12 protein-coding genes are annotated in these 13,904 nt (G+C 51.1%); 8 read left to right on the top strand and 4 right to left on the bottom strand.

Annotated features, from left to right (window positions below):
• Positions 1-149: 149 nt before the first annotated feature.
• On the bottom strand, positions 150-1,184 hold the full coding sequence (locus ABFD83_08210; protein MEN6357049.1) for a DUF5009 domain-containing protein: 1,035 nt from the start codon (positions 1,182-1,184) through the stop codon (positions 150-152).
• 131 nt (positions 1,185-1,315) lie between these two features.
• Here ABFD83_08210 and ABFD83_08205 point away from each other — a divergent pair, with 131 nt between their 5' ends.
• The 3 genes from ABFD83_08205 to ABFD83_08195 are packed head-to-tail and all read left to right on the top strand — an operon-like array spanning position 1,316 to position 4,003.
• Positions 1,316-2,419, top strand: a complete 1,104-nt coding sequence (locus tag ABFD83_08205; protein MEN6357048.1) for a DUF5009 domain-containing protein — start codon at positions 1,316-1,318, stop codon at positions 2,417-2,419.
• Positions 2,420-2,429: 10 nt separating this feature from the next.
• Positions 2,430-3,251 carry a polysaccharide deacetylase family protein gene (locus ABFD83_08200; GenBank protein MEN6357047.1) on the top strand — a complete coding sequence of 274 codons (822 nt, stop codon included), beginning with the start codon at positions 2,430-2,432 and terminating at the stop codon, positions 3,249-3,251.
• The gene (locus ABFD83_08195; protein MEN6357046.1) at positions 3,248-4,003 is read left to right on the top strand and encodes a polysaccharide deacetylase family protein; all 756 of its coding nucleotides are present in this window, start codon (positions 3,248-3,250) and stop codon (positions 4,001-4,003) included. Before ABFD83_08200 ends, ABFD83_08195 begins: the two co-directional genes overlap by 4 nt.
• Positions 4,004-4,085: 82 nt before the next feature.
• On the opposite strand, the gene ABFD83_08190 is transcribed toward ABFD83_08195, so the two are convergent.
• Entirely contained in the window at positions 4,086-5,114 is a 1,029-nt protein-coding gene (locus ABFD83_08190; GenBank protein ID MEN6357045.1) for a tetratricopeptide repeat protein, read from the bottom strand.
• A 191-nt stretch (positions 5,115-5,305) separates the two neighbouring features.
• On the opposite strand from ABFD83_08190, the gene ABFD83_08185 reads away from it, so the two are divergent.
• Positions 5,306-5,566 (top strand): hypothetical protein, encoded by a 261-nt coding sequence (locus ABFD83_08185; protein ID MEN6357044.1) that lies wholly within the window; start codon positions 5,306-5,308, stop codon positions 5,564-5,566.
• A gap of 2 nt (positions 5,567-5,568) precedes the next feature.
• On the opposite strand, the gene rlmN is transcribed toward ABFD83_08185, so the two are convergent.
• Positions 5,569-6,579: a 23S rRNA (adenine(2503)-C(2))-methyltransferase RlmN gene (gene rlmN / locus ABFD83_08180; protein MEN6357043.1), complete on the bottom strand. Its 1,011-nt coding sequence runs from the start codon at positions 6,577-6,579 to the stop codon at positions 5,569-5,571.
• 133 nt (positions 6,580-6,712) lie between these two features.
• The gene (gene hisI / locus ABFD83_08175; GenBank protein MEN6357042.1) at positions 6,713-7,084 is read right to left on the bottom strand and encodes a phosphoribosyl-AMP cyclohydrolase; all 372 of its coding nucleotides are present in this window, start codon (positions 7,082-7,084) and stop codon (positions 6,713-6,715) included.
• A 203-nt stretch (positions 7,085-7,287) separates the two neighbouring features.
• Here hisI and ABFD83_08170 point away from each other — a divergent pair, with 203 nt between their 5' ends.
• The 4 genes from ABFD83_08170 (at position 7,288) to ABFD83_08155 (ending at position 13,897) form a co-directional block, all read left to right on the top strand.
• Positions 7,288-8,391, top strand: a complete 1,104-nt coding sequence (locus ABFD83_08170) for an aldose 1-epimerase family protein (protein ID MEN6357041.1) — start codon at positions 7,288-7,290, stop codon at positions 8,389-8,391.
• A 1-nt stretch (position 8,392) separates the two neighbouring features.
• Entirely contained in the window at positions 8,393-11,272 is a 2,880-nt protein-coding gene (locus ABFD83_08165) for a glycosyl hydrolase (GenBank protein ID MEN6357040.1), read from the top strand.
• 3 nt (positions 11,273-11,275) lie between these two features.
• On the top strand, positions 11,276-12,028 hold the full coding sequence (recO, locus tag ABFD83_08160) for a DNA repair protein RecO (GenBank protein MEN6357039.1): 753 nt from the start codon (positions 11,276-11,278) through the stop codon (positions 12,026-12,028).
• Positions 12,029-12,097: 69 nt separating this feature from the next.
• Positions 12,098-13,897 (top strand): family 20 glycosylhydrolase, encoded by a 1,800-nt coding sequence (locus tag ABFD83_08155; protein ID MEN6357038.1) that lies wholly within the window; start codon positions 12,098-12,100, stop codon positions 13,895-13,897.
• Positions 13,898-13,904: the final 7 nt, after the last annotated feature.

Below are 13,904 nucleotides of genomic sequence, written 5' to 3'. Positions count from 1 at the left end.
GCGCCGTAAATATTTTGTGCGACCGGCATTTACGAGTGAGTTCAGTTATACGCTCATTATGATTGTATTGTAGCACGGGATTTCTTTTTCGCCGATTTTCCTGCTCCTACAATAAGCGAAAAAAGACAGCGGACAATTTTGCAATTGGCTCATACTTTCAGGAAGAGCCTCTTTCTATAAAGCACCCATAGTATGATCCACCAGAATGCTGCATAGCCCAGGGAGCGCAGCCAGCCGCCTGTGCTTATATGAACGGGATGCAGCACCAGCGATTTGAAAACTATAGGCGCTACATATACTACTATCGCATTTGATCCGAAAACCAAAAGCGGGTATGCCCAGATTTTCCTGCCCCGCATATCAATTGCAAAGTGAAAGATGCCTAGCATAATAGTCGCCGTGCCTGCGGCAAAAAGCACGTATGATGACGTCCACAGCGGCTTGTTGAACGGTATGCTGAAGCTCCAGAGATAGCCAGCCAGGACGAGCGCGGCACCGCATCCGGCCAAAACGGATGCCTTGCAATTCCGGCTGATTCTGTCCGTTCGTGTAAGGTCACCTATCAGACTGCCGATCATCACAAGAGCTGATGTCGGGATCACCAGTGGAAGACCATCGAGATTTAACGGGGCGAGATATTTTTGGTTGATGTGGTGGATGATGTTGCGCCCTTCGTCAAATGCGCCTGCATGCACACCCGGGTTAGGCAAAAATTTGATCACAACCCAGTATGCGGCCAGCATCAATAGTGCAATAATCGCTCTTCTGTGGGCAGGGAGATCATAAAGCAGTGATCCGGCTGCATATGAGAGTCCGATGAGGGCCAGTGTGCCGAGTGTGAAGTCTAAGCCGTGCTCAGCAGCGCTGCTTACCAGCACTCCCAATGCAATCAACAATATAACACGTCGGACCGAGCGTAAGTCATATCTCCACACCGGCACAGCCCGTTTTCGTGCAGATGCGACTGAAAACGGTATCGCAACTCCTACACAATACAAAAACCAGGGAAATACGAAGTCCGCAAGTCGAACGCCGCCCGACCACTGTGCATGCATCAGAAATTTGGGCGTATCCGGCCCGACGCCGAAATTGTTGACCAGCAGCATTAAAAAAACACTCAGGCCGCGCAGAGCGTCCAGCGCGAGAAACCTGCCGCCAATTTGTTTTTGTGCGCATGTATCCAAAACAAACCCCCTATCTAATAATACACTAATGAAATGCATGGCGTTCCATGGTTTTTTCAAAATACAGGATCACATAAGGGCAAAAACACGTAAAATAAATGTGATCCGATTTAGAGAGGATATTGCATAAGTTGGAGCAACAGATTGGCTCTCAACAAAGACGCCTTGTATCACTTGATGCATTTCGCGGACTTACTATACTGGGCATGCTGCTGGTTAACAACATTGCCCTGGATACTGCTACGCCAAGCCATCTTCAGCATGCGCGCTGGAACAACGGTGTGACTTTCGCCGATATGGTGTTTCCATGGTTTCTGTTCATAGTCGGGGTAGCAATACCCTATGCATTTGCTTCACACAAGAAAAAGGGCCTCTCTACTGTTCGTTATTATATGAGGGCATGTAACCGAATGCTGGCATTGGTCTTTCTCGGCTGCCTGATAGACTCAAGCATTGCAAAGACGCCCTTATTCGATCTTGGAGTGCTGCAATTGATCGGTCTGGCGTTTTTCGCAGCGGCGCTGTTATATTCGCTGCCGACAGTCTGGAGGCTTGTCATTGCTGCCGCATTCCTGATGGCTCACTGGGCGCTTATCAGGTTTGTGCCGATTCCGGGTGTGGGCTCGGGAGTCTTCAGCGAGAGCCAGAATATCATCAAGCACATAAACGATGTGTATCTGGGAGCATATCACCTGAGTGGTCTGATCTCAGTTATACCAACCTCAGCGTTGGTGCTGATCGGCACCGCAGTCGGCGACATGCTGCGCCGCGAGAATATTCGCCCTGTGCGCAAAGTAGTATATCTGCTTGCCGGCGGGTTGGTTCTCGCGGGTTTGGGGCTGCTCTGGAATATTGATCTGCCATTTAACAAGCCTGTGTGGACGCCATCATATATATTGTTTACAGCGGGATGGGCATGTGGCGTGCTGGGTGTGCTATACTATATGATCGATGTACTTGAATGGAAAGCATGGGCATTCCCGCTTGTTGTCTATGGGTCCAACGCGATTGTTGCGTATGTGCTGCCGATCATGGTTAAAGTGTTTGTATTGTGGGAATGGCACTGGACCTGCCACAATGGGTCAACGCTTTCAATACAGACGGCGTTCCTTCGCTTCTTTACCATGCATACAGGCAAGATCGCGGGCGGATGGCTGTACACGATCTCTTACCTCGCATTCTGGTGGCTGATTTTGTTATGGCTGCACCATAAGCGTATATATCTGAGAGTCTGACGGAGAAAGAATGAGAAATAGATTGACCGCAGTATGCATGTTTATATGCATGCTATTTGTTTTGTCGAATGTAAATGCATTTGCCAAGAAGAAAGCTGTCCCGGTGGTTGCGAACCCGCTGCTGGTAGATGCCAGGGAGCATGATACTTACTGGGTCCATGCCCGCACAGAGGCATACAAAAGTGTGCCGGAGCTTATCGCTCAACACAACGAGGAGTTATCGAGAGGAATAGCGCGGACGCTGCTGATGCGCGGCGACCCGGCAAAAAAGCAGGTTGCCCTTACATTTGATGACGGCCCGCATCCGAAATACACACCCAAGATACTCGAAATACTGCGGCGATATAACATAAAAGCAACGTTTTTTCTTGTCGGTGAGTTGGCGGAACGTAACCCTGCTCTGGTCAAAGCCGAAGTCGGCGGCGGCCATAATGTGGGTAACCACACATATCATCATGTCAATCTGACCAAGATTCCCAGCGGATACATAGCCACGGAGATAAAGGCCTGCGGGCTTGTCTTGAGTAAGATAATCGGCAGGCCGCCGCATCTGTTTCGTCCACCCGGCGGCGACTATAATGACAACGTGGCTCAAGTGGCAGAGGCTCTGGGTTACAAGCTGATTCTCTGGACTGACGACCCGGGCGACTATGCGAGCCCCGGCGCTGACGTTATCACACAACGCATTATAGAAAAGGTAGAGCCGGGCGGGATTATTCTCATCCATGACGGCGTGAAGGAGACTATAGATGTCCTGCCGAAGGTCATTCAAACCCTGAAAGACAAGGGTTATGAGTTTGTGACCATCGACGAGATGATGAGGGGCAAATGAGGAGAAATATCGGCATCTTTCGCACGATCTTCGAGCTTATACTGATAGTGCTGCTGGTAATATCGACCGCGCACAAGGAAGTGCGCACGCAGTCATGGCGAGGCGAGGTAATATACAGGGTCCCGACCAAGGAAAAGGTCTGCGCTCTCACTTATGACGACGGCCCGCACCCCAAATACACTCCCGAGATACTGGCTATTTTGAAAAGGTATAATGTCAAGGCTACATTTTTTATGATAGGCCGGGACATGGAGAAGTACCCCGACGTGGTGAAGGACGTGCTCGAACAGGGCGATGTGATCGCAAACCACACATATACGCATCCGCGCAACATAGAAGCCAATACCCAGGCTCAGGTAATAAAAGAACTCGAAAAGTGCGAGGATGTAATTGAGCGAATGACCGGCAAGCGCGCACATCTATTCAGGCCGCCGCGCGGGATGATTGACGGAATGGTCTTTACTATCGCTGAAGAGGAAGGTTATCGCACTGTGCTCTGGACAGTATGCGCAGACCATCATGATGCGCCGACACCCGAGGCAATGGCCAAGCGCGTGATTCAACATATACGCCCAGGGGCCGTGATACTGGCGCACGACGGTTCATTCCCCAGCAGGTGGAAGGATGTCGCGGCGACACCATTGATAATAGAGGAACTGCGAAAGAAAGGTTATCGCTTTGTGACCGTGCCTGAGCTGATCGAGATAGGCAAAAACAGCAGCAGGCCAAAGTCTAAGCGGTGGCCGTTTTAAGTAATTGAGGTGTATTCCCTCTCCCACATAAGGGGAGAGCGCTGTGGGAGAGGGAATACAAGAGTTATTTGCGCTGAATTATTCAGCCTCTAGCCTTAGCCAGGAACACTCTGAGCCCTTCGGGTACCCAGCCGAACCTCATGTAAAGGCTTTTCGCACGGTATAGCGTTTGCCTCGCAAGTGCGGTGCGTCCCTGATCCAGATAGACCCGGCCAAGCATGTAGACAGTGAGCGGGTTTTGAGGGCAGCGTTTCATGCTTGTCTCGAAGCACCTCGCTGATTTCTCCAGACCTTCATGAGTCTTCTTTGACGCAAGCAGACCTCCATTGGCGCGCTCGCCCCTGTAATACCAGAACTGCGAATCAAGAAATGCCGTATCGAGCGTTTTTACTCTAGCGGTCTCGATCTTACCGCTGCCCGATGAAGGTTTGAAACAGCGAATTTTGTCGGATTTATCTTCATATACGGGGTCTACGTAACGATAGTCCATTGTCCTGACAAAAAGCCCGCGCTGACGGGCGAACGGCTCCGGCTCTGATGCGTCGACAATGATATCCTTTTTATCCGGCAGTTTGACCAGCACCACGGCATGACCGTTATTTGTCTGCTCGCCTCGGATGTTTTTATAGACCATCACCACACCGGCGTTGACTCCTGCCCTTTGCAGCAGCCCGGCTATCAGCACGGATTGCAGGAAACACTGCCTCTCACCATATCTGACTACATTGCAGAACTCGAAACCGCGATCCAGGCTGAACCTGGGGATTATTGTCTTGATTGTCCGGTGCAGCCAGGAGGCGAAGTTGATCTGTGCAGTTGTCTTTATGTTAGCATTCTTAATGCGATCAAAATCAAGCCGCTTTGCATACATAAGGCTTTCAAGGCCGAGTTTCTCTTTACCCGGATAGGCGCGGTTCGACGACTTGTAAGCTTTTTCCATCCAAGTGTAAAAGTCGGTGGTGCCCTTTGCACAATTTACACTGTATGACTCATTGACAAACCGTGTAAAACGCTCAGAGTGATATGGATAGGAAACGTTATTTGCAGCGCTGAACGCGAATGCGGCAGTTGCAACTATCGCGATCATTACAAAAACTGATATTGCTCTCATTTAATCTCATCTTTTCGAGTAGGTGTTCTCACAACTAATACGTATGCAAATGTCTTTGAGTTCAAAATTAAAGACAGTAAAGTATGAGCTTTCTTGGAAAGACGGTTATTACCGGGTTTTATGAAAATAAGATTAGCGCAACTTTTCTTGGGTATTATAGAGCTAGCGCTTATTGAAAGGTGGCAACAAAGATGTCGATACGGACGGTAAAAGTTTGCGAAGAATGTGGAAAACAGACCACGAACGGTGACTCATGGCTTGTAATGTCGAGCATCGAAATAAGATCTGCGGGAACACACGAGGAACTTGTCTGCTCGAATATCGATCTTGACTTGTGTTCACCGGGCTGCCTGCTGCGTTATGTGTCTCGTAATCTCGAACAGGTCCAGGCTCGTCATACTGTCGGCAGGGGCACCGATGTCGGAAAACTTGTGACCAGCCAGGCAGCATAGTTTTAGGACGTGGAGCGACGGAGTTGACCGCAGGCGGCGGACACCGAATGTCCTCGCTCCAAGCGCTGTGTGACGTCAATGCCATTATTGTCGAGAATATCGCGAAACGCGGCAATCGATTTCTTTGAGGGCTTTTTATATGGCTTGCCGGGGACTTCGTTATATGGAATCAGGTTTACATGGCAGAGCATCCCCTTGAGCAGAGCCGCCAGTTTTGCGGCGTGCGCGGGGCCGTCATTTATGCCGGATATCAATAGATATTCGAACGTAACCCTGCGGCTGGTGCGGTCAGCATAATCCTTGCATGCTTTGATCAGATCCTGCAGTGGAAATTTGTTAGCCAGAGGGATCAGACTCTGTCTTATCTCATCGTCGGGAGCATGCAGTGAGATTGCAAGAGTGAGCTGAAGGTCCATTTCGGCGAGTTTCCTGATGGCAGGTGTGATGCCGACAGTGGATATAGTGAGCCTGCGCATGGATATCCCTATTTCATCGTTAAGCAAATGAACAGCCTTGAGCACATTTGGCATATTCATGAGCGGCTCGCCCATGCCCATGAAGACGACATGCGTCACTCTGGACCCGGCCTGCTCCTGCAGGGTGAGCACCTGGTCGACTATCTCACCCGCCGTAAGATTGCGGACAAGGCCGCACATAGCCGTAGCGCAGAACCTGCATCCTGCCGAGCACCCGACTTGACTCGACACGCATACGCTCAGCCGGTCCACATAGGGCAGGAGGACCGTTTCTATTGTCTCTTCATCGGAGAGCTTGAGCAGGAATTTCGTGGTGCCGTCAGGTGACTTTGACCGGCGCAGAATCTGAGAACGATAGATCGTGCAGGAGCCTGCCAATTGCTCACGCAGGGCGGCGGGCAGGTTGGTCATCTCGTCAAAATGGCGGACGCCCTTTTTATAGAGCCAGTCCGCTATCTGCCTGCCCCTGAAAGTAGAATGGCCGAGCTGTTTGCAGTATGACTCCAGCTCGGCTCTGTTAAGTCCAAATAGTTCCATAGTCCTTTGAAACCCTCCAGGTAAGATACCCGGAGGGATTGAATAGTTCCATAGTTTTATGCTGAAAGCTGATAGTGGAAAGTGGAAAGTCCGGAATGAGTTGGTTTGTGCTTTCCACTTTCAGCTTTCCACTCTAATACGACTCCATCAGTTTTTCGCTGATTATTTCTTCACTGCCATCCGAATCTGCTTTTCTGAAGAAGCAGCTTCTATAACCCTCATGGCATGCCGCGCCCTTCTGATCGACCTTGACGAGCAGGCAGTCCTTGTCGCAGTCGACATAGACACTCTTAACTGCTTGGATATTGCCTGATGTCTCACCTTTTATCCAGAACTTCTGCCTGGACCGGCTCCAGAACGTGGTCCTGCCCGTAGTAAGTGTGGCCTTCACCGCATCGCGGTTCATATAACCGACCATAAGTACATCGCCGTTTTCGCAGTCCTGCACCACAGCAGGAACCAGACCGTTTGCGTCATATCGCAAGCTATCTAAAAAGTCATCCATTAAGGTAAGTCCTCCCCATAAACTGACGTCCGATGTCCGAAGTCAGAACCCGGACATCTAAGGACGTCTTGCATTTTTCTATGTAGATGAAGGCGCAGCATTTCGGTAAATGCACTTCATTTATATTTTACACGAAACTGGCCTGCTTGGGTAGGAGTGTGACCGCCTGATCGCTAATTAGCCATTTAGTGGAGGTGAGGCCGATGCCTATACTTTGGGGAAGGAAGTACACTAAACAGGAACTGATCGATAGAGTCGGAGACATATCCCAGATCGGCGGAGCGAGAAAGATCGTGCTCGATGATGGCCCGCACAAGGGCGTCGAGGCGGTCGAGTTTCGCACGGGCAGTGGGCTGAGCTTTATGGTCGCGCCGGGCAGAGGGATGGATATTACGATAGCTGAGCATAACGGCAGGCCGTTGGCATGGCGGTCGGCTGCGGGAGAAGTCACTCCTGCGCTTTTCGAAGAGCCCGGTTTTGGCTGGCTCAGATCGTTTCCCGGTGGACTTGTCGCTACATGCGGGCTGACATATGCGGGCGCGCCCTGCGAGGACATGGGCGAAAGCCTTGGTCTTCACGGGCGGGTAGGCAACACCCCCGCCTCGAACGTATATGTGGACGGCGAGTGGTACGGCGATGAATATAAGATGTGGGCTATGGGCAAAGTACGCCAGTCGCGACTGTTCGGCGAGAACATAGTTCTCAAGCGCAAAGTCTCGGCGCTGATGGGTGAAAACAAACTGTCCATTCATGATATAGTAACCAATGAAGGCCCTCGCAGAGTCCCGCATATGTTCCTGTATCACATCAATGGCGGATTCCCGGCAGTCGATGAGGGTTCGCTGTTTATTTCTCCCACGCTGCACTCGACACCTCGCGATACCGACGCGGAGGTCGACAAAGAGCATTATTATCGTGCTGACGCTCCGACGGCTGAATTTGCCGAACGATGTTATTATCACGAAATGGCTGCCGACTCAGACGGTTGGGTGCAGGCCGCGCTGGTCAACAAGAATATGCCCGCAGGCGAGCAGTTTGGGTTCTATGTGCGGTATAACAAGAACGAACTGCCGTTTTTCACCCAATGGAAGATGAACGGGACGCGGGAATATGTCGTCGGGATGGAACCGGCGAACTGTCTGGTGGAAGGACGAGCAAAGGAGCGCGAGCGCGGAACGCTGCAGTTTTTGAAGCCGGGCGAGACACGCGAATATCACATAGAAATAGGCGCGCTTGCAAATGCGGACGAAGTGGCTGAGTTTGAAGAGAGCGTCGCGCGGATAAAGGCTCAACAAGTGGTGAATTGATTTGAATTCTGAAGAACTTAACAATAGCAGTAAATTAATAACCTCGCCTGTGCCGTTCTGGTTCCTAAACGGCTATATGGAGGAATGGCATGTGGCGCGGGAATTCGAGATGATGCATGAGAAGGGCATCAACGAGGTTATCGTGCACCCGCGTTACGGCCTGCAGTGCGAATATCTATCAGATGAGTGGTTCGACCTCTTCGGATCGTGCCTGCGAGAAGCCAAAAAGCGCGATATGCACGTTTGGATATATGACGAGTTCAACTGGCCGAGCGGAACCGCCGGGATGACCGTCCAGAAACACGATCCAAACTATCAGAGCAAGTATCTGCACGTCGACGCGAAACCCCTGAGTGAGATCGATTTGGATACTTTCGAGCCGGGCAAGTATATGGTCGCGGCAAACATAGAGGGCGGCAATGTGACCAAGACCCGCCTGCTGACCGATATAGACGGCATCAAGGCGCTCACTGGCGACTGGACGATATTCAACTGCACGCTCAAATACGACAGGTTCTATGTGGACACGCTCTCTTACGCAGCGGTCGACTACTTCAAGAAAATCACCTACGAAGAGTATTTTAAGCGATTCGGCGACGAGTTCGGCAAAACTATCCGCGCGGTCTTTACGGACGAGCCGTCAATATACTGGGTCAGCGTGGGCTATGACGACTGGAACCTGCCTTATACTGAAGATTACTTCGAGAGTTTTGAATCAAGGTTCGGCTACAGCCCTGCCCCGATGATCCCGTATCTCTTCTACCCCGGGCGCGAAGGAACCGCGTTCAGGGCGGATTACTGGGACCATGCGGGCTTTTTGTTTAATCAGAGGTATCATGCCAATCTTGGTAAGTGGTGCCGCGAGCATGGGGTGATCTATACCGGCCACAACAACAATGAAGAGCCTCTGCGCTATCAGATACGCTTCCAGGGCAATATGTTCGATACTATGCGCAATGAGGATATACCGGGTGTCGACCATCTCACGAAACAGACCCTGGGCAACTGGTACATCTCGATCATAGGCCACAAGATATGCTCGTCGGAGGCTCATATATCAGGCAAGGCGCGGTGCATGAGCGAGAGCTTCGGAATTATGGACTGGGACACCACCTTCACCAACCTGAAGCGTGTCACCGACTGGCAGTACGCGCTCGGCATAAACCTGATGATCCCGCATGCGATCTTTCATACGATATCGAGCACATGCAAGCGGGAATCGCCGCCGAGCTTTTTCTATCAGTCCCCTCACTGGGACGACTTCGATTACTTTACTGACTATCTGCACAACATGGAGAAGATGCTCTGCGGCGGCAGGCATATATGCAAAGTGGCGGTAATGTATCCGCTGAGCGGATTGTGGTCCAGCTACCAGACAGACGCCGCTACGTCCGGTTTCACGCAGATAGACAACTTTCTGAACTCGCTGTGCCTTGAGCTGATCAAGAACCAGATCGACTTCGACCTGCTCGACTTTAAGGCGATCACAAATGCCGACATCGAAAACGGCAGGATGAAGCTGGCTGATGAAGAGTATATGGGGCTGATCGTGCCGTCCTCGCCCTATATGCGCCCGGAAGAGGCCACACTGCTAAGAAAAATTGCTGCCTCGGGTGTGAGCACAACTTTCTTCCACACTGCGATGGAGCCGCTGCCTCAGAACCTGCCCAACGGCATGGGGAGCGCGAGTTTTGTGCGGTCGGAAGAGCTGGTCTCGTATGTTGAAATCCTGCGCAAGCAGCTCAACGACGATATACAGATAACCGGCGGCGGATCGGACGATATTATGGCCTATCGTAGAGAGAAGGACGGCCGCAAGATCACATTCCTGCTCAACAGGTCCGAAAAGCACCGCAAAGTGATGGCTATGCTCAAGGATTACCCAGACGCCGCAATATTTGACCAGGAGACCTGCGAATATACAAAGATCGAGGGTAAAAGAGTGGGAACAAAGACTCAGGTCGAACTGCGGTTCCAACCGAACCAGTCTTATTTCATAGTCAGCAATGTGCCTGATGCACAGGATAAGCCCAGTCTCTCAAAGGAACCGACACCCATGGAGATAAAGGATCTACGTGTTGAGGTACCGTTTAACGTGGCCTCTGTCTATCATTTCGTTTATCAAGGGGCGCGATCAGATATCGCGCCCCAACAAAATGAGCCAAGGGATATAGATGTGAGGACCGACCCGAGGTATATACCCGCGAACTGGGTTGCCGAGCCGCCTGTCTTTGAACAATTTGCCGGAACGTATGAAGCAAAGATCGAGATAAACTGCAAGACCGATGGTATCGAGATGATTGTGGATAAAGACTTCGCAGACTGTGAGGTGTGTGTCAACGACTCGCATGTTGAGTTTGCCGAATGCTGCCACGATGGCAATGACAGATTCCTGACAGACTTCATGGACATTTGCGCAGATGTGGGAAGCCTTCTCCGCAAGGGTGAGAATCATCTTAGAGTTGTCTCACCGACTAAACTCAGTGAGCCTTTGAGGCTCGTCGGCAATTTCAAGGTACATCTCGCAGGAAAAGATATCGTTCTCAACCCGCCGGGTGAATTGAACCCGTTCAGGATTGAAATGGACTATCCGTTCTACTCGGGCACTGTCACATATAAAGCGGCATTTGATCTCGCGAAAGAATATCCGTCACTGGTATTGAACCTGCATGACGTGCGAGATTCAGCGGCAGTGCGGGTCAACGGCCAATTGGTCGGCAAGAGGCTTTGGGAGCCGTATACGATAGATATCGCGAAGTTTGCGCATATCGGCTCAAACACGCTGGAGATTGAGGTCAGGAACAACATGGCGAACCTGATACAGGGGAACCCGCGCGCTCTTGGTCTGCAGCATATGCCGGACCTCTCGGGGTATGAATAGAATATGCGAACATACTCCGCCGGCGCGATAGTCCTGCGAAGGATAGACCTGGGTGAAAAAGACCGGATCCTGACGATATTTGCTCGGGAGCAGGGCAAGCTCTCTGCTGTGGCAAAGGGCGCAAGGCGGCCCGGCAGCAAACTGGCAGGTGTCAGCGAGCCCTTTACGTATGCGAAGATGTTTCTATCATCCGGGCGCGACCTCGACGTGCTTTCACAGGCGGAGATAAGGGAATCATTTCCGAATGTGAAGAGGTCGATGGCCGGAATCGCTTACGCGGTCTACATGATGGAATTGACGAATAGTTTCGTGGACGAAAGACAGCCCAACCCCGATCTTTTCGACACCCTGCTGAGCGCGATGTATGTCCTCGAAAGCGGCGCTGACCCGGAGATTACGGCGCGGTATTTCGAACTGCAGTCACTTGCGATCCTGGGCTACGAACCTCACTTTGAGGCATGTCTGAGGTGCGGCAAAAAGATCAAACGCGAGCGGATAGCATTCAGCCCGGCGCTGGGTGGAATAGTCTGCGCAGGCTGTGGTGTGCCGCCCAACGACGCGATATGGGTCCCCGGCGCGATTGTCTCATATGTGCAGGCGCTCAAAAACGCGGAGCCGCAGATGCTTAAGAATTTCAAGTTTCCGAAGGGTGCTCTGCGAGACCTGTCAAATGTTCTAAGGTGGCATATTCGGTATCGACTCGAACATGATCTAAAGAGCCCGGATTTCATTGACTCAATTGCGCACATGGAGTAAACTGAACAACGAACAGTAAGCATGCCGCATATTCGGCATCGCAATTTTACGTATTATACGAGGAAAAAGATGACACAAGACTCGACACTGTACCTGGCGCCGGTGCCTAAAAAGTTCTCGATGCGACAGGGAGAAAACAATCCCACAGGTAAAAAATACATACAGCTTGTCACTGATGAACCTCAGTGCCTTATGCCTGCGGCAAAGCAGACCGGGCTTGATCTGGAGATCTCCGCAAGTCCGCTCGCTCCAAAAGAGCTTGTCGGCCTGCGCTTTATTATAGACGTAGCCGCAGGTATGCCTGTTGACGGCTACAAGCTGGTCATAAAACCGGATGTGATTGAGATCACAAGCTCAACACCCGCAGGCGCTTTCTACGGCGCATGCACTCTCAAGCAGATAACACGGCAGTCCGGTAAAAAGCTGCCGTGCCTGGTTATCTCTGACTGGCCGGACCTTGCCGAACGCGGCGTCATGCTCGATATCAGCAGGGACAAGGTCCCTACGATGGAGACACTCTATCACCTTATAGACCTGCTCGCGGAATGGAAAATCAATCAGTTCCAGCTTTATACTGAGCACACATTCGCATATCTCGCCCACCCGACCGTCTGGGAGCATGCAAGCCCGATGACCGGCGAGCAGATACTTCAGCTCGATGCCTACTGCCGCGAGAAGTTCATTGAACTCGTTCCCAACCAGAACTCTTTCGGTCACCTTCGCAGATGGCTCAAACATGACAAATATCGACCTATGGCCGAACTGCCTCATGGCGGCAATACAGACTGGGGATACATGGATGAACCCTACAGTATCAGCCCCGCCAGCAAAAAGAGCCTGCCGTTTTTAGCCGGTCTATATGATGAACTGCTGCCGCACTTTACAAGCTGCAGTATCAACGTCGGATGCGATGAAACTGTCGATCTTGGCTTCGGACGAAGCAAAAAACTCTGCAAGGAACGCGGGACCGACAGAGTCTATTTAGACTTCTTGATGGGAATATATAAACTGGTCACTGAGCGCGGGCGCACAATGCAATTCTGGGGAGACATTATAATTCGCCACCCCGAATTGATACCCGAACTGCCAAAAGATATCGTTGCGCTCGAATGGGGATATGAAGCAAAACACCCATTCGCTGAAAACTCAGCTAAATTCGCCGAGTCCGGTATACCGTTCTATGTCTGCCCCGGAACTTCAGCATGGAGCACGCTCACCGGAAGGACCGAAAATGCCATAGGCAACATAGCCAATGCCGCAAAGAATGGACTCGCAAATGGTGCCATAGGTATGCTAAACACCAGTTGGGGAGACAACGGCCACTGGAACCCGAACTCAGTCGAATATCTTGGATTCATGGCGGGCGCTATGGCTTCGTGGAATTCAAAACCGGATATGAAAAAAACTATCGCCCAAAACCTCTCGATTCACGCATTCGGCGATATGACCCTTAAGTCCGGGAAGGCGTTCTACGACCTCGGAAATGCCTATCTGATATTCAAAAAACGCGCGTTTAATTGTGCTATCCCATGGATCGCAATCTTCAGAGACAAGGAAAATGATCCGTTGCTCAAGAATATCAAATCTGAAGAGTTCGATGAGATGGAAGACTTCCTCAAGGATATCGAGAAAAACCTCTCCGGTGAGAAGATGACCTCATCGGACGCTGATATCGTGCGGCAGGAACTAGCATTCCTGTTTAACATTATGCATTTGTCCGTAAAAGGCGGAAAGGTGCGATTGGGCGGACCCAAGCCGAGCGGATTTGATGCCGAGGGTGCACAGATTAAGGATGAGCACCGAAAAGTATGGCTCCTACGCAACAGGCCGGGCGGTCTTGAAGACAGCATAAAGAATATAAAGGTGTGATAATTAT

This window comes from Armatimonadota bacterium (genome assembly GCA_039679645.1).
Classification (GTDB): Bacteria; Armatimonadota; UBA5829; order UBA5829; family UBA5829; genus UBA5829.
Note: the sequence above shows the minus strand (reverse complement) of the source record. Positions and strands in the feature narration are given on the sequence as shown.